At 71.3% G+C, this 15,993-nt stretch carries 17 protein-coding genes; 11 read left to right on the top strand and 6 right to left on the bottom strand.

The genetic code is table 11. The features are described from left to right. From H0487_RS17675 to H0487_RS17665, 3 genes are all read right to left on the bottom strand, one after another. The coding region (locus H0487_RS17675; protein ID WP_183095549.1) for a PRC-barrel domain-containing protein at positions 1-710 on the bottom strand (710 nt) is incomplete at its 3' end. 153 nt (positions 711-863) lie between these two features. After that, positions 864-2,063: an acyl-CoA dehydrogenase family protein gene (locus tag H0487_RS17670; protein WP_183095548.1), complete on the bottom strand. Its 1,200-nt coding sequence runs from the start codon at positions 2,061-2,063 to the stop codon at positions 864-866. An 85-nt stretch (positions 2,064-2,148) separates the two neighbouring features. Continuing rightward, complete coding sequence (locus H0487_RS17665; RefSeq protein WP_183095547.1) at positions 2,149-3,198, bottom strand: hypothetical protein; 1,050 nt, start codon at positions 3,196-3,198, stop codon at positions 2,149-2,151. Between the two features lie 52 nt (positions 3,199-3,250). Between H0487_RS17665 and H0487_RS17660 the strand changes: the two genes are divergently transcribed. The 5 genes from H0487_RS17660 (at position 3,251) to H0487_RS17640 (ending at position 8,230) form a co-directional block, all read left to right on the top strand. After that, positions 3,251-4,141: a glycosyltransferase family 2 protein gene (locus H0487_RS17660; RefSeq protein WP_183095546.1), complete on the top strand. Its 891-nt coding sequence runs from the start codon at positions 3,251-3,253 to the stop codon at positions 4,139-4,141. 52 nt (positions 4,142-4,193) lie between these two features. Continuing rightward, complete coding sequence (locus H0487_RS17655) at positions 4,194-4,928, top strand: sulfotransferase (protein WP_183095545.1); 735 nt, start codon at positions 4,194-4,196, stop codon at positions 4,926-4,928. Next, on the top strand, positions 4,921-5,103 hold the full coding sequence (locus tag H0487_RS17650) for a DUF5302 domain-containing protein (RefSeq protein ID WP_183095544.1): 183 nt from the start codon (positions 4,921-4,923) through the stop codon (positions 5,101-5,103). Before H0487_RS17655 ends, H0487_RS17650 begins: the two co-directional genes overlap by 8 nt. 36 nt (positions 5,104-5,139) lie before the next feature. Beyond that, entirely contained in the window at positions 5,140-6,183 is a 1,044-nt protein-coding gene (locus H0487_RS17645) for a MaoC family dehydratase (protein ID WP_183095543.1), read from the top strand. Positions 6,184-6,256: 73 nt separating this feature from the next. Next, positions 6,257-8,230 (top strand): CASTOR/POLLUX-related putative ion channel, encoded by a 1,974-nt coding sequence (locus H0487_RS17640; protein ID WP_183095542.1) that lies wholly within the window; start codon positions 6,257-6,259, stop codon positions 8,228-8,230. A gap of 25 nt (positions 8,231-8,255) precedes the next feature. Here H0487_RS17640 and H0487_RS17635 read toward each other — a convergent pair whose 3' ends face one another. Then, positions 8,256-8,747, bottom strand: coding sequence for a DUF6174 domain-containing protein (locus tag H0487_RS17635; RefSeq protein ID WP_183095541.1), 492 nt, complete (start codon positions 8,745-8,747; stop codon positions 8,256-8,258). A 103-nt stretch (positions 8,748-8,850) separates the two neighbouring features. On the opposite strand from H0487_RS17635, the gene H0487_RS17630 reads away from it, so the two are divergent. Further along, positions 8,851-9,501, top strand: coding sequence for a DUF6758 family protein (locus H0487_RS17630; protein ID WP_183095540.1), 651 nt, complete (start codon positions 8,851-8,853; stop codon positions 9,499-9,501). Positions 9,502-9,585: 84 nt separating this feature from the next. Here the strand turns inward: H0487_RS17630 and H0487_RS17625 are convergent, their stop codons facing one another. Next, positions 9,586-10,650, bottom strand: a complete 1,065-nt coding sequence (locus H0487_RS17625; protein WP_183095539.1) for an NAD(P)H-dependent amine dehydrogenase family protein — start codon at positions 10,648-10,650, stop codon at positions 9,586-9,588. A 92-nt stretch (positions 10,651-10,742) separates the two neighbouring features. On the opposite strand from H0487_RS17625, the gene H0487_RS17620 reads away from it, so the two are divergent. Then, a complete protein-coding gene (locus H0487_RS17620) occupies positions 10,743-11,612 on the top strand; it encodes a PHP domain-containing protein (protein ID WP_183095538.1) in 870 nt (289 codons plus the stop codon). After that, positions 11,612-12,220 carry a MarC family protein gene (locus tag H0487_RS17615; protein WP_183095537.1) on the top strand — a complete coding sequence of 203 codons (609 nt, stop codon included), beginning with the start codon at positions 11,612-11,614 and terminating at the stop codon, positions 12,218-12,220. The genes H0487_RS17620 and H0487_RS17615 overlap by 1 nt, the downstream gene beginning before the upstream one ends. 57 nt (positions 12,221-12,277) lie before the next feature. Here the strand turns inward: H0487_RS17615 and H0487_RS17610 are convergent, their stop codons facing one another. After that, complete coding sequence (locus H0487_RS17610; protein ID WP_183095536.1) at positions 12,278-13,039, bottom strand: SDR family NAD(P)-dependent oxidoreductase; 762 nt, start codon at positions 13,037-13,039, stop codon at positions 12,278-12,280. Positions 13,040-13,099: 60 nt separating this feature from the next. Here H0487_RS17610 and H0487_RS17605 point away from each other — a divergent pair, with 60 nt between their 5' ends. From H0487_RS17605 to H0487_RS17595, 3 genes are all read left to right on the top strand, one after another. Next, positions 13,100-13,888: a ParA family protein gene (locus H0487_RS17605; RefSeq protein ID WP_183095535.1), complete on the top strand. Its 789-nt coding sequence runs from the start codon at positions 13,100-13,102 to the stop codon at positions 13,886-13,888. Positions 13,889-13,965: 77 nt separating this feature from the next. Next, a complete protein-coding gene (locus H0487_RS17600; RefSeq protein ID WP_183095534.1) occupies positions 13,966-14,631 on the top strand; it encodes a L,D-transpeptidase in 666 nt (221 codons plus the stop codon). 13 nt (positions 14,632-14,644) lie between these two features. Then, on the top strand, positions 14,645-15,928 hold the full coding sequence (locus H0487_RS17595; protein ID WP_183095533.1) for an MFS transporter: 1,284 nt from the start codon (positions 14,645-14,647) through the stop codon (positions 15,926-15,928). Positions 15,929-15,993 lie beyond the last annotated feature (65 nt).

Below are 15,993 nucleotides of genomic sequence, written 5' to 3'. Positions count from 1 at the left end.
GCCGACATCTCCTCGAGCACGTCGGCGGCGCGCTCGGAGTCGAGCCGCTCGAGGATCCCGACCTGGTCCTCCTCCGGCAGCTCCTCGAGGACGTCGGCGAGCCGCTCGTCGTCGAGGGCCATCGCGACCGCCGTACGACGCTCGACCGGGAGGTCGTGGAGCATGCTGGCGGCGTCGGCCGGGCGCATCTCGTTGATCGCGGCGACCAGGTGGGTGGCGCCCTGGCCGGCGTCGACGCGGGTGAGGCCGGTGACGTCGTCCCACTCGACGACGTGGGTCTGGCCGCGCCGGCGCAGGCCCTTGGACGGCTCCTGGATCGCCACCCGGCTCAGGACCCAGTCGCGGGTCCGGGAGCGCTCCATGGCGACGTCGTAGACGTGGCCGGTGACGCCGCTGCTCGTGATGGTCACCGAGCGGTCGAGCATCTCGCCCATGACGAGGGTCTCGGTGGAGCGCTGCTCGAAGCGGCGCATGTTGAGCAACCCGGTCGTGTAGACCTGACCGCTGTCGATCGTGGTCACCCGGGTCATCGGCAGGAACACCCGGCGCCGACCGAACACCTCCGCCACCATCCCGAGCACCCGCGGCTGCGCGCCCTCGGCCCGCATCGTGACGACGAGGTCGCGCACCTTGCCGACCTGGTCGCCCTGCGGGTCGAAGATCGGCAGTCCCACCAGCCGGGCGGCGTACACACGGGACGGGGTGCTCACGGGTCCGAGGTTATCGGCTCCGGCGAGAGTCGCTGGGGAGGTGTAACTCAGTGTTCAGTTCTGATCCGGGGTAAAACGTCCGCTACCGCGGTGCTACGACCGGTCATAGCACCGCGGTAGCGGTTCTCACACTGAGTTACAGCTGGCGCGGCCTCAGCTCTTGATCTTGTAGTCCTCGAGCATCGCGCGGCCGATGATCATCTTCTGGATGTCGGAGGTGCCCTCGCCGATGAGCATGAACGCGACCTCGCGGTAGAGCCGCTCGATCTCGTACTCCTTGGAGTAGCCGTAGCCGCCGTGGATCCGGAAGGAGTCCTCGACGACCTCGTGGGCGTACTCGGAGGCGACCATCTTGGCCATGCCGGCCTCGACGTCCATGCGCTGGCCGGTGTCCTTCATGCGGGCGGCCTTGACCATCATCGTGTGCGCGACCTCGACCTTGGTGGCCATCTCCGCGAGGCGGAAGAGGACGGCCTGGTGCGCGGCGATCGGCTTGCCGAAGGTCTGGCGCTGCTGGGCGTAGGCCACGCCGAGCTCGAAGCCCCGCCAGGCCAGGCCGCAGGCGCGGGCGGCGACGTTGACGCGGCCGACCTCGACGCCGTCCATCATCTGGTAGAAGCCCTTGCCGGTCTCGCCACCGAGGACCTGGTCGGCGCGGACGACGTGGTTCTCGAGGACCATCTCGGTCGTCTCGACGCCCTTGTAGCCCATCTTGTCGATCTTGCCGGGGATGGTGAGGCCGGGAGCGGTCTCGCCGAAGCCGGCCTCCTTCTCGATGAGGAAGGTCGTCATGTTCCGGTAGACCGAGTCGGCGCCCTCGTCGGTCTTGCAGAGGGTCGCGACCAGGCGCGACTGGGCGCCGTTGGTCAGCCACATCTTGGAGCCGGTGATGGCGTAGGAGCCGTCCTCCTGCTTGACCGCCTTGGTGGAGACGGCCGCGACGTCGGAGCCGAGGCCCGGCTCGGACATCGAGAACGCGCCGCGCATCTCCCCGGTGGCCATCTGGGGCAGGTACTTCTGCTTCTGCTCCTCGGTGCCGTGCTGCATCACCATGTAGGCCACGATGAAGTGGGTGTTGATGACGCCGGAGACGCTCATCCAGCCGCGGGCGATCTCCTCGACGCACAGGGCGTAGGTCAGGAGGGACTCGCCGAGGCCGCCGTACTCCTCGGGGATCATCAGGCCGAAGACGCCGAGCTCCTTGAGGCCCTCGACGATCTCGGTCGGGTACTCGTCGGCGTGCTCGAGCTCCTGGGCGACCGGGATGATCTGCTCGTCGACGAAGACCCGGACGGCCTTGAGGATCTCGGTCTGGTCCTCGGACAGGCCGTCGGTCTCACACAGGCGGGGCATCGGTTCCTCTTTCCGCTCCGGCCGGGCCGGAGGATCTGCTCAGGATCAGGGTGGACAATCTGGGCGATACTACTCGTCAGTAGCCTCAGGTTCGCCGTCGAGCGACGTAATTGGCCAGCGCTGTGATGGATGCCTCAGCGACGGCCGCCTCGTCGAACGTCGGCAGCGGGCGGGCGCTCTCGTCGGTCGGCACGAGCGCGTCGAGGTCGCCGTGGACACGGTAGCCCCGGTCGCGGATGGTCGCGACGGCCGTCTCGGCGTACTTCTGGACCCAGCCGAGGTGCTCGGGCGGCAGGGTCAGCTTGGGGCTCGCGCTGCGCGCCAGGACGCCGTGCGCGAACGGCCACCGGACGGCCTCGCTGTAGTCGCGCTTGTAGTCGGGGAGTCGGTCGCCGAGGGCCAGGTTGACCCGCCGGAAGACCTCCGACTCCACGACGCCGAACGACGCGTTGACCGATCCCCGCGGGCGGACGACGGCCTCGCTGGGGAAGCCGACCACCCCGGCCATGAGGTCGAAGACGCCCTCCGGGTCCTGGGAGTACGACGGCACGACGAGGACGTGCGTCCGGTCGGCCGCGACGGCGCGGCCCCACCGGTCGAGGATGTCGACCGGGTCCTGGCGCCGCCAGTACTGGTCGGCCCACGTCCCGTTGCGCTCGCGGACGTCGACGAGGAAGTCGGCGTAGGCGTCGGCCAGGCGGTGCTTGAGGAACTGCTGGTAGTCCGAGGGGACCTGCTGGGCCCAGTCGCGCACGGTCAGCACCAGGTGCAGGTCGAGGTCGGCCTGGTCGACGAGATCGGCGATCGCGTCGACGTCCTCGGGCCGGACCTCGGCCAGGTCCTCGTTGCTCGCGAGGAGGACGCGCCCCTCGGTCTCGCGGAGCCGGTCGGGGACCTTGGCGAGCGCCTTCGGCCGGTGGTCGCCCGAGAAGCCCTCGACGGGTCGCCAGCCGAGCGGACGGAGCAGTCCGGCGATGTGGGCGGGCCGGCCCACGAAGGGCAGCCCGACGCCCTCGGCGGCCAGGGCCTCGACCGAGGTCCACAGGCCGGCCTGCAACGACGACGTGCCGGTCTTGCTGCACCCGACGTGCAGCCAGAGGGCGCGGCGTCCGGGGGAGTCCGGGTGGGAGGTCACGCCCGTTAGCGTGCCAGACTCTCGACCGCAGCCGAGCGCGAGAGGGGCGGGGATGGGATCCAGGTCAGGGCGGCCGGAGGTCGCGGTCATCACCATGGCTCGCGACGAGGGTGACCTGCTGCCCGTGTGGGTCTCCCACTACGCGCGGCACGTCGGCATCGACAACCTGGTGGTGCTCGACGACAACTCGGTGGACGGCTCGACCGACGACCTGGGCTGCACGGTGCACCGGGTGCCGCCGCTCAAGGGCGGCCTCGAGTTCGAGCCGGTCCGGATGCGGCTCATGAACGGCATCGCCAGCGGGCTGCTCGCCGCCTACGACTACGTGGTGTTCGTCGACGTGGACGAGTTCATCGTCACCGACCCGTCGCTGTTCCCTACGTTCCCCGACCTGCTCGAGGCGCGCGGCCGCCCTGAGACGCTCGGCGTCGTCGGCCTCAACGTCCTCCACGTGCCGAGCGCCGAGCCGGCACCGCTCGACCTGGGCCGGCCACTGCTGGACCAGCGCAGCTTCGCGAAGTTCACCCCGCTCATGTGCAAGCCGTCGGTGAAGCGGATCAACGCCGGCTGGGCGATCTCCTCCCACGCCCTCAAGGCGCCGTACGCCATCGACCCGGAGCTGTTCATGCTCCACCTCAAGTTCGCCGACCGTGACCGCCTGGCCGAGGTCGCCCGGCTGCGCAACGAGGTGAGCAAGGCCGACGGTCGCGCCGAGGAGGCGAGCTGGGGCAAGGAGGCCGACCAGGTGCTGGCGATCTTCGACGAGGTCGTCGCCGAGGTCGATCCTGCGGCCGTGCCCGAGTTCGACCCTGCTGCGGCCGACCTCGAGGAGATGGTGATCTTCCACAACGGCCGGCACCGGACGCCGAAGCAGGGCCAGATCGCGGCGCTCCGGAAGCAGCCGCTCACCCGGCTCCCGTCGCGCCTCCACGGGACCCTCTGACACTGGACCCACTGACGCCGGACCCGTGACGGCGCTGTGCGAGGATCGCGCCGTGGACTACGTCTTCGTCGTGACCTACGGGCGGTCCGGTTCGACCCTCGTGCAGGGGATGCTCAACGCGATGCCCCGCACCCTGGTCCGCGGCGAGAACGGCCTCTACGTCCAGCACCTCTTCCGCGCCTGGCAGGCCGCCGACGAGATCCGGCAGAAGCGCAAGGGCCCCGGGGCCAAGAACCCGACCAACGCGTTCTACGGCATCAACGCGCTCAACCGCGGGCGGTTCGTGCGCAGCGCCCAGCGCCTCGTCGTCGGCGGGATGCTCGGCAGCGAGGACGCGGGCGACTACGACCGCCTCGGCTTCAAGGAGGTCGAGTGGCACCACCTCACGGCTGCCGAGACCGCGCCGTTCTTCGACTGGTTCGAGGAGGTCTGCCCGGGAGCCAAGTACGTCCTCAACACCCGGGACGTCGAGACCGTCCTCGGCTCGGGCTTCTGGCAGCGCCGGGACACGGACGAGTCGGTCCGGGCGATCGAGCGGGTCGTCGAGATCCAGGAGCACCTGCGGTCCACCCGGCCCGACCGGGTCCTCGACACCCGTTATGAAGTCATCACCGGCGAGGACAGGCCGGCGTCGGACGCGGCGCTGGAGGAGCTCGCCGGATTCGTCCTCGGCGGCTGCGACGACGCGCTGCTCGACGCCCTGCGTGGCACGCTCGAGGTCGGACACGGACCGAACCCCTTCGGCAGGAGCCGCCGGGGAGACAAGAAGGAGACTCCTGATGGCTGACGGCGGACCGAACGAGGACCTCAAGGCGAAGATGCGGGAAGCCCTCGACCGGAAGAACAAGAAGGAGAAGGGCGTCCACGAGGACGGACCGACTCCCGAGAAGGCCCACGGCTCCGAGGTCGTCGGCGGCGCCCCGAAGATGCACCGCCGCAAGGCCGGCGGCGGGGGCGCGTAGACACCGCGTCGCAGTCACCCGGCAGAATGTCCGTCCGTGAGCAAGACGAACGCGGGCAACTTCTTCGAGGACTTCACCGTCGGGCAGGTGATCCAGCACGCCACGCCGCGCACGGTCACCGAGGGTGACCGTGCGCTGTACGGCGCGCTGTACCCGACCCGGTTCGCCCTGCCGTCGTCCGCGGCGTTCGCTGCCGGGGTCGGCCTGGACGCCCACCCGGTCGAGGAGCTGATCGCGTTCCACATCGCGTTCGGCAAGACCGTCCCGGACATCTCGCTCAACGCGGTCGCCAACCTCGGCTACGCCGAGCTCCGCTTCCACCAGCCCGTGGTGCCGGGGGACACCCTCTCCACGCGCTCGGAGGTCATCGGCCTCAAGCAGAACTCCAACGGGAAGTCCGGCGTCGTCTACGTCCGGTCCACCGCCACCAACCAGCGGGGCGAGGTCGCCCTCGACTGGTGCCGCTGGGTGATGGTGCACAAGCGCGACACCGAGCTCGCCGCGCCGGAGACGGTGCTGCCGGAGCTCAAGAAGGCGCTCGAGCCGCAGGACCTCGTCGTCCCCGCCGGGCTCGACCTCTCGTCGTACGACTTCGCCGCGGCGGGCGAGCCCCACCGCTTCGACGACTACACCGTCGGCGAGAAGATCGACCACGTCGACGGTGTCACCTTCACCGACGCCGAGCACATGATGGCGACGCGCCTGTGGCAGAACACGGCGAAGGTCCACTTCAACACCGAGGCGCGCCCTGACGGCAACCGCCTCATCTACGGCGGCCACGTGATCTCGATGGCGCGCGCACTCTCGTTCAACGGCCTGGCCAACGCCCAGCTGATCGCTGCGATCAACGGCGGCTCCCACGTGGCGCCGGCGTTCGCGGGCGACACCGTCTATGCCTGGTCCGAGGTCCTCGACAAGGCCGAGATCAGCGACTCGATCGGCGCACTCCGACTGCGGCTGGTGGCGACGAAGGGGCGCGACGTGTCGATGACCCTTCGCCGGAGCGACGAGGAGGGCGCCGGCAAGTACGCCGACGGCGTGCTGCTCGACCTCGACCTCTGGGCGTACCTCCCGCGCTGATCGGAAAAACCTACGGCGTTCTGCTTCGGGCGGACGTCGGGTGCGTCAGTGTTCCTCCGGACAGGAGGGCCCCATGGCACGCACAGGACACACGATCCGACGCCGGACGGCTGTCGCGATCGGACAGCGCTCGGACACGCGGACCGTCAAGCCCGGGACCGCCGGCTTCGGCGCCCGGCTGCGCTACGCGTTCGACAACAGCATGGCGCGCGGCACCTCGGCGCTCATCGGCTGGCTCTTCCTGATCACCGTCCTGCTGGTGCTGCTGTTCGCCGTGGTCGACCTGGTCTTCGGCCTGCGCGAGGAGGACCTCGGCTTCTGGGCCGAGGCCTTCCAGTCGCTCATGCACGCGCTGGACCCCGGCACCGTCGCCGGCGACACGGGGACCTGGCAGTTCCTCGTCACGATGCTGGTGCTCACCATCGCGGGCCTGTTCGTGGTGAGCGCGCTGATCGGTGTGATCTCGGCGGGCATCGACAACAAGATCGCCGATCTCCGGCGCGGCCGGTCCCTGGTGCTGGAGACCGACCACACCATCGTCCTCGGCTGGTCGAGCGCCATCTTCACCGTGGTGGGGGAGCTCGCGATCGCCAACGAGAGCCGCCGCCGACCCGTCGTCGTGGTGATGGCCGACCGCGACAAGGTCGAGATGGAGGACGAGCTCCGGGCGAAGGTGCGCGACCTCCGCGGCACCCGGATCGTGTGCCGCTCGGGATCGCCCTCGGACATCGACGACCTCGCCGTCGTCCGGCCGGCCGCGGCCCGCGCGGTCGTCGTCCTCTCGCCCGACGGGCCGGTCGGGAGCGAGGCGGCCGGGGTCGACGCCGACAGCGAGGTGATCAAGACGCTGCTGGCCCTGCGGGCCGCCGACAAGGACGGCACCGGTCCGCGCGTGGTTGCGCAGCTCCGCGACCCGGCCAACCTGGAGGTCGCCCGGCTCATCGGTCGCGACCGGCCCGGCCAGCTCGCCCTCCTCGACGTGCGCGAGACCGTGGCGCGACTGGTCGTCCAGACCGCGCGCCAGTCCGGTGCGGCGGCGGTCTATCGCGAGCTGTTCGACTTCGACGGTGACGAGATCTACTTCCACACCCAGCACCCGCTGCGCGAGGCGACCTACGCCGATGCGCTGCTGCACTACGAGGCGTTGACCGTCATCGGCGTGGACGGCCCCGAGGGGGTCGTCCTCAACCCGCCGGCCGCGACGGTCGTGGGGGAGCGGTCACTGGTCGTGGTGGCCGAGGACGACTCGGTGCTCGCAGGTGCTGTGCGCTCGACCGCCGTCGTCGACGTCGCCGCGTTCGCCGACCAGTCACCGGTGCCGCCCCAGCCCGACCACACCGTGGTCATCGGCTGGAACGAGCGCGCGCCCATCGTCGTACGGGAGCTCGACGCGTTCGCCGCTCCGGGGGCGACGCTCACGCTCGTGGCGACGTACGGCGACCCGGTGGTCCCCCCGACGGACAAGCTGGCGGTCACGATCGCCCGCGCCGACACGACGCGGCGGGGTGTCCTCGAGGAGCACCTCGCCACGCCGCCGGACCGCGTGATCGTGCTCTGCTACGCCGACGACCTCGACCCCGAGGCGGCGGACGCCAAGACGCTCATCACCCTGCTGCACGTCCGCGACATCCTGGGCCGGGCCGGCAACGAGGCTCCGGTGGTCAGCGAGATGATCAACGACCGGAACCGGGAGCTCGCCCAGGTCGCCGACATCGACGACGTCGTCGTCAGCGGCGAGATCGTCAGCCTGGTGCTCACCCAGCTCGCCGAGGACGCGCGGGTCGAGCCGGTCCTCCGCGAGCTGCTGCGGGCCGAGGGCAGCGAGGTCTACCTGCGGCCCTCGTGCTCCTACGTCGAGGAGGGGCGCGAGGTCACCTGGGCGACGGTGGTCGCCTCGGCGAGCCGCCGGGGCGAGACGGCGCTGGGCTATGCGTCCGACGCGCTCGCTGACGAGGGCGCCGGCTTCGGCGTGATCGTCAACCCGCCGAAGAGCGAGTCGGTCGTCCTCGGCGCGGGGGACCGGGTCGTGGTGCTCGCCGAGGAGTAGGGCGAGGGCCGGCCGGAGGAGTGCGTCAGCCGGCGATCTGGACGTCGCTGATGACGTAGGTGATCTCGTCGTCGGTCGCCATCTCGATCTGGTCGACGGCGACACTGTCGGGCCAGTCCTGGCCGTCGGGCCAGGTCACGTCGACGCTGGCCGCGTCGGTGTCGTTGGCCCGCGCGATCACGTCGTTGATGGTGACCCTGAGGTACTGCGGCGCGTCGCTGCCCTTCGGCAGCCCGTGGCCGCCCTCGGCGAGGACCGCCTCGGTGACGACGCCGTCCTCGACGGTGATCCGGGTCGGGCCGGTGAGCGGGCAGAAGCACTGCTGCTCGAGCGTGAAGGTGTAGTCGCCCGCCTCGAGGTCGGGATAGGTCCCGACGGTCGGCGGGTCGGTGGGCTCGCTCGCGGCCGGGGTGGTCGCCGGGTCCTCGGCCGTCCTGCCGTCGTCGCCGTCGCCGCTGCAGCCGGTGAGGACGGTGACCGTGAGGGCCGCGGCAGCGGCGCTGAGCAGGATCTTCATGGTGGTACGACGGTAGCGGCGGCCCCGCGGTTCCGAGAGCGGCTCGCGGCGCTGCCGCCGGGTCGGCTTGACTCGACGCCACGCTCGCAGGACGGTGTGTCGCATGTCCTTGCGTGTCGGTTGTCCCCGCTGCGCGGCCCCGGTCGCTCGGGTGCCGGACTCCGACGGCGGGTGGACCTGCCCCGACCACGGCGAGGTCGCCGCGCTGTGGCAGCCCACCACGGCGTCGTACGACGACCTGGTGGCGCACCTGGGGCACGCGGGCTCGTTCCCGACCTACCTGCCGTGGCCGCTCGGCCCCGGCTGGACGGTCACCGACTTCGCGGTGGTCGCCGACGACGTGGGCGCCCGCGCCACGATGACCTGCGTCTCGGGCACCAGCGCGCTGGACGGCCCGGTCGACGTGTTCGTGGTCAGCGAGGAGCCCGGCACCGGTCTCGGCGCCCGGATCGCCGGCCTCGGGCCGACCGGCCGTGCCGATCCCGGCGAGGAGGTCGGTGACGGCCCCGCCACGGTCAAGGTGCGGCTGGGCAGCTTCCCCGTCGGGCTCTGGCCGGTGTCGGTCAGCGGCACGGACGGCGAGTGGGACCGCTCGGTCGTCGTCGGCGAGGCCGAGGGCCGCTGGCTGTGGTTGGTCCTGCGCCCCGCCTCGGCGATCCTGCTGCTCCGTGACGACTGGATCCTCCGCGACGTCTCCGAGACCGGCCCCCAGCTGGTCGCCCTCCCGTTCGGCGGTCCGGCACCCTCCTGGTGACGAGTCGCCCCTCTTGCGGGCCCGAGTCGCCCCTCTTGCGGGCCCGAGTCGCCAGGCGTGCGGGCCCGAGTCGCCAGGCGTGCGCTATCGAAGTGCCAGCTTCGCCGGCGCGGTGATGACCGGCAGGTCCGCCAGCGTCACGATCCCCGGAGGCGCGGCGACGACGCTCGGGACCGCGTTGGTCACAGGCATCGCGGTGTAGATCATCCCGAGCCCCATGAAGCCCTCCTCGTCCCAGCCGTCGTGCGGGAGGCAGTGGATGACGGTGCGCATGTTGGGCTCGCCGAAGACCTGGATGTCGTGCCCGTGCTTCAGCGGTTTCGGCGGTACGACGTGCGAGCCCATGGTCCAGTTGAAGCCCACGCTGATCAGGTTGTGGTCGCCGACCCAGCCGCGGTGGTAGCCGTAGACACTGCCGACCGTGCCCGCCGGGATCGTCATGAAGCCGAGGTCGCTGTCGCCGGTCGCTGCCGTGAAGGTGACGTCGAAGTCGATCCGGTCCAGGGTCACGCCCATCGCGTCGGCCATCATCGCGACCGACTCCGCGAACACCTCGCTCTCCCGTCGTACCGACTCCGCGAGGCCGGGCGTGGCGGGGTCCTCGCCGAAGCCCATCGCACTCTGCGTCTCGGCGGAGGCGTACGTCGAGCAGTCGACCGACTCGGTGATCCGGACGTGGTCGATGCTCGCGCAGCTCGCGGTGAGGGTGAGCGCGACGATGTTGGTCATGCCGGGGTGGGCCCCGCTGCCGAAGATGGACGACTCGCCCCTCTTGCAGGCGTCCTCGACGCGGGCGCGCTCGGCGGGGTCGAGCTTGGTTCCGTTGATCCAACCGGCGGTCGTGCACACGTTGATGCCGGACTCGAGGAGCCGGACCAAGGTGTCCGTGGAGGACCACAGCGGGTTGTAGACGCAGGCGTCCGGGCGGAGCGCGATGAGCGCATCGACGTCGTCGGTCGCGAGCACGCCCGACGGCTCGGGGTAGCCCGCGAGGGTCGCGGCGTCGACCCCGATCTTGTCCTGGCCGTGGGCGTAGACCCCGACGAGCTCGAGGTCGGGGCGGGAGAGGATCGCGTGCAGCGAGCGCTGGCCCACGTTGCCGGTGGTCCACTGGATGACCCGCAGGGGCCGCGTCGCGTCGTACGTCATGGGCCGATGGAACCACCCCCGACCCCCCGAAACAAGAACGTGTTCTAGATCTGGGCGCCGGGAGAGCGACGCGAGGGCACTATGTTGCTCGGGTGCGGATCGACCTCCACACCCACTCACGGGTCAGCGACGGCACCGAGTCGCCGGCCGACCTGGTGCGGTCGGCGGCGGCTGCCGGCCTCGACGTCGTCGCGATCACGGACCACGACGTGACCGGCGGGTGGGCCGAGGCCGCGGCAGCGGCCGACGAGACGGGGATCATGCTGGTCCGCGGCATCGAGATCAGCACCCGCTACGGCTGGGCGGGCGTCCACCTCCTCGCCTACCTGCCCGACCCCGACGACCCGGCCCTCGGTGCGGAGCTCGCACGGATCATCGGCGGTCGCGACGCCCGGGTGCCGACGATGCTCGCGCGGCTGCGTGGGCTCGGCATCGACGGCGCGACCGAGGAGGCGCTCGCCGAGGTGACCGTCAACGCCGGCGCGACCGGGCGGCCCCACGTCGCCGACCTGCTGGTCCGGCTCGGGGTCGTCGCCGACCGGGACCAGGCGTTCGCCGAGTACCTCTCCCACGGTCGTCCGGCGTACGTCGACCGCTACGCCTCCGACCTCGTGACCATGATCGGGCTGGTCACCGGGGCCGGCGGGGTGCCTGTCGTGGCCCACCCGTGGGGCCGCGGCAACGACCGGGCGCTCACCGAGGCGTCGTTCGCCACGCTGGCGGACGCCGGGTTGATCGGGATCGAGGTCGACCACCTCGATCACGACGCCGGCCAGCGTGCTCAGCTGCGTGCCATCGCCGACCGGCTCGGCCTGGTCGTCACCGGTTCCAGCGACCACCACGGCACCGGCAAGGTCGACCACGACCTCGGTGTCGAGACGACCGCCCCCGACCAGCTCCAACGCATCCTCGACCGGGCGGCCGAGCTCGGATCCCCGACGACCCTGGTGGGAGCGGCCTGATGATGGACGGCGTACTGCTCGTCGAGGTCTTCGTGACCCTCTTCGTGATCATGGACCCGGTCGGCACCGTGCCGATCTTCCTCACCCTGACCAGCGGCCGGAGCGCCGCGACGTCGAAGCGCTACGCCTGGCAGGCGGTGGCGGTCTCGTTCCTCGTCATCACGGCGTTCGCGTTCTTCGGGCAGCAGATCCTCAACTACCTCCACATCTCGCTACCCGCGCTCCAGTGCGCCGGCGGGTTGTTGCTGCTGCTCGTCGCCCTCGAGCTCCTCACGGGCAACGAGAGCGAGCCCAAGGCCCAGCAGGACGCCAACGTGGCACTGGTCCCGCTCGGCACGCCCCTGCTCGCCGGCCCGGGAGCGATCGTCGCGACCATGCTCTTCGTCGAGGAGATCGACGGGCCGGACGACCTCTCCGCGGTCGCGCTCGGCATCGTCGGCGTCCACCTGACGCTGTGGGCCGCGATGCGCTACTCGCTGCCGATCCTCAAGGTCATCCGCGAGGGCGGCGTCCTCCTCGTCACTCGGATCGCCGGCCTGCTGCTCTCGGCGATCGCCGTCCAGCTCGTCGCCGACGCCGTCCGGGCCTTCATCGCCGGCGAGGGATAGGCGACTCGGCCGTGCAAGGTGGGCGACTCGGCCCTGCAAGGTGGGCGACTCGGCGGGCTACTTGCGGCCCAGGCCCTGGAACCGCTGGAGCACCGGGCGCGGCACGACCCGGGTGGCGGTGACGATCGTCTTGTAGCGCTTGCTGGGGATCGACAGGGAGTGGCCCTTGTCGAAGTCGGCGAGGGCGTCGCGGACGAGGCGGTCGGGCTCGAGCCACAACGCCTTGGGGGCGCTGGCGTCGCGGTCGACGCCGAGCCGCTCGTGGAACTCGGTCTTCACGAAGCCGGGGCACAGCGCCATCACGGTGACGCCGCGGTCGGCGTACTCCTGGTGGGCCCACGCGCTGAAGCTGTTGACCCACGCCTTCGCGGCGCTGTAGGTGCCGCGCGGGAGGAACGCCGCCACGCTCGAGACGTTGATGACACCGCCGTGCCCGCGCTCGACCATGCCGCCGAGCGCGGCGTGCGTGAGCCGCAGCACGGCTCGGACGAGCACGTCCTGCTGGCGCTGCTCGGTCTCGATGTCGTTGTCGAGGAACGCCCCCTTGAGGCCGAAGCCCGCGTTGTTGACGAGCACGTCGACGGGCCGGTCTCGGTCGGCGAGCCGTGCCTCGACGGTCGCGAGCTGCACCAGGTCGGTGAGGTCGGCGACGAGCACCTCCGTCCCGATCCCGTACGACGACCGCAGCTCGGCAGCGACCTCCTCCAGCCGGGCGCGGTCGCGCGCGACGAGGATCAGGTCGTCGCCGCGCGCGGCGAGCTGGCGGGCGAACTCGTGGCCGATGCCGGCGGTCGCGCCGGTGACGAGGGAGGTCGACATGCACGAAGTGAAACAGGTCGGTCACCCATGGGGTGGGGCTGTCCGGCATGATGTCCCTCGATGAGCACCAGGGACCCCCGCCCCACCGTCCTCGCCGTCGCCAACCAGAAGGGTGGCGTCGCGAAGACGACGAGTGTCGCATCGATCGGTGCGGCGCTCGCCGAGCTCGGTCAGAAGGTCCTGCTCGTCGACCTCGACCCCCAGGCGTGCCTCACGTTCTCCCTCGGCATCGACCCCGAGGACCTGGAGATCTCCATCCACCACGTGCTCACCAAGGGTGTGGACGCCGCCGAGGTGATCCTCCGGACCGAGGACGGCGTCGACCTGCTGCCGGCGACGATCGAGCTCGCCCGCGCCGAGGCCGACCTGCTCACCCGAACCGGCCGCGAGCACGTCATCCGCACCGTCGTCGAGGAGCTCGACGCCGACTACGACTGGGTCCTGCTCGACTGCCCGCCCTCGCTCGGCGTGCTCACCGTCGCGGCGCTGACCGCGGCCACCGGCGTGCTGGTGCCGCTCCAGTGCGAGACCCTGTCCCACCGCGGCGTCGGCCAGCTGCTCGACACCGTCCACGACGTCCGACGCTTCACCAACCGCGACCTCGAGGTCTGGGGTGTGCTCCCGACCTTGTACGACGGCCGCACCAACCACGCGCGCGCCGTGCTCGACACCATCTCGGAGACCTACGACCTCGAGGTGATCGAGCCGCCGATCCCGAAGACCATCAAGTTCGCCGAGGCGCCTGCCGCCGGCCGGTCGATCCTGGCCACGAGCCGGTCGAACAAGGGTGCCCAGGCCTACCGTGAGGTCGCCGCCAACCTGATCACCCGGGCGAAGCGTCGGCGGTGAAGCACAAGGGGGATCCGGGGCACCGGGCGCAGCCCGGGCGGCGTCGCGCCGTCCCCGGAGGCAGGAGGCGGGCCGACGTGCGTCCGCGCTACGGCCGGATCGCGATCTTCACCGCGGCGGCGACGGTGACCGGCATCGCCGTGCTCGGCGGTGTCGGGCTGCTGCCGAACGGCCCGGAGGGCGCCAGCGCCGAAGCCGGTTTGCTGCCGGCGCGGGCGGCCGCCCAGGACGACGGGGCGCAGGACCGTGCCGCGGAGCGACAGGCGGCGAGCAGCGACGACCGGGGTCCGGTCGCGCAGCTCTCGCCGAGCGCCGCGGTGGTGAAGCGGACCACGACGTCCCTGCCTGCGGACTCGGGTACCGGCCGGCGGGTCGTCTTCAGCGAGGGCGCCCAGCGGGTCTGGCTGGTCGACGCGGCCGGTGTCGTCACCCGCACCTACCTGGTGTCGGGCAGTGCGACCGACAACCTCGACCCCGGCACCTACGAGGTCTACTCCCGCTCGCGCTACGCCGTCGGCATCGACGACTCCGGCACCATGCAGTACTTCGTCCGCTTCACCCACGGCCCGACGGGGGCCGCGATCGGCTTCCACACGATCCCGGTCGACGACGGCACCCCGGTCCAGACGACGGCCCAGCTCGGCACCCCGCTGTCCCACGGCTGCATCCGGCAGCGCACGGGTGACGCGATCGAGCTGTGGGACTTCGCCCCGCTCGGCACGACCGTCGTCGTGACCGCCTGACCTCGCACCTCGCATGGGCTGGACCGACCGCATCCGCGCGCTCCGGATGGACCTCTCCCCGTGGCGGTCCTCGCGGGACTTCCGGCTGCTCCTCGTGGCCGGCACCGTCTTCTACTTCGGCGCGATGGTCAGCTACGTCGCCATCCCGTACCAGGTCTACACGCTCACCGGCTCGAACTTCGCGGTCGGTGCGATCGGTCTGGTCGAGCTGGTCCCGCTGGTCGTCTTCGGACTGTACGGCGGCGCGCTCGCCGACCACGTCGACCGGCGCCGCCTGCTCGTCGGGCTCGGGGTCGCGCAGGCGGTCCTCACCGCCGTGCTCGCGGTCAACGCGTTCCGCGACGACCCGTCGATCTGGCTGATCTTCGTCGTCGCGGCACTGCTCGTCAGCACGTCGGCGATGCAGCGGCCCTCACGTGAGGCCCTGCTGCCGCGGACCGTCGCGCACGACGAGCTGACCGCGGCCAACGCGCTGTTCAGCTTCGGTATGCAGGTCGGGGTCCTGGCCGGCCCGATGCTGGGCGGCCTGCTCGTCGCCTACGTCGGGATCGGGTGGTGCTTCGTCGTCGACGTGCTCGGGCTGATCGTGGCGACCGTGCTCTACCGGGTGATGGGGAACTACCCGCACCGCGCCGAGACCACGCCGCCCAGCCTCGCCTCGATCCGCGAGGGGATGGACTACGCGTTCCGGCGCCGGGACCTGCTGGGGACCTACCTGGTCGACATCGCGGCGATGCTGATGGCGCTGCCGGTGGTGCTGTTCCCGGCGCTCGCCGCGGAGGTCTTCGAACGGCCCGAACTGCTGGGGCTGCTCTATGCCGCGGAGACGATCGGCGCCGTCGTCGCGACCGTGCTCTCCGGATGGACCGGGCGGGTCCACCACCACGGCCGGGCGATCGTCATCGCCGCCGCGGCGTACGGCGGCTGCGTCGCGCTCGCCGGTGTGATGCCGTCGTTCGGACTGGTCGTCGTCATGCTCGCGCTGTCCGGCGCGGCCGACATGATCTCCGGCATCTTCCGTAGCACCGTGTGGAGCCAGACCATCCCCGAGGCGATGCGCGGGCGGCTCGCCGGCATCGAGATGCTGTCGTACTCCCTCGGCCCGTTGGGCGGGCAGGTGCGCGCCGGCATCACCGCCGACCTGTGGTCGGTCCGGGGCGCGATCAGCAGCGGGGGAGCGGCGTGCGTGGGCGCCGTGGCCGTCACCGCGTTCTGGCTGCGGGACTTCTGGTCCTACGACGCCCGCACCGACGAGCACGCGATCGCCGAGCGGGAGTCCCGCGCAGGCGACGCGTGATGTAACACGCCGTCTGTCGGCCCGGCAGGACGCTCACGTCGCTCGGGGCCCGTTGCGGCGGGCTC

Origin of the sequence: Nocardioides stalactiti, assembly GCF_014180715.1 — a bacterium.
In the GTDB taxonomy this organism is placed as follows: Bacteria; Actinomycetota; Actinomycetes; order Propionibacteriales; family Nocardioidaceae; genus Nocardioides; species Nocardioides stalactiti.
Note: the sequence above shows the minus strand (reverse complement) of the source record. Positions and strands in the feature narration are given on the sequence as shown.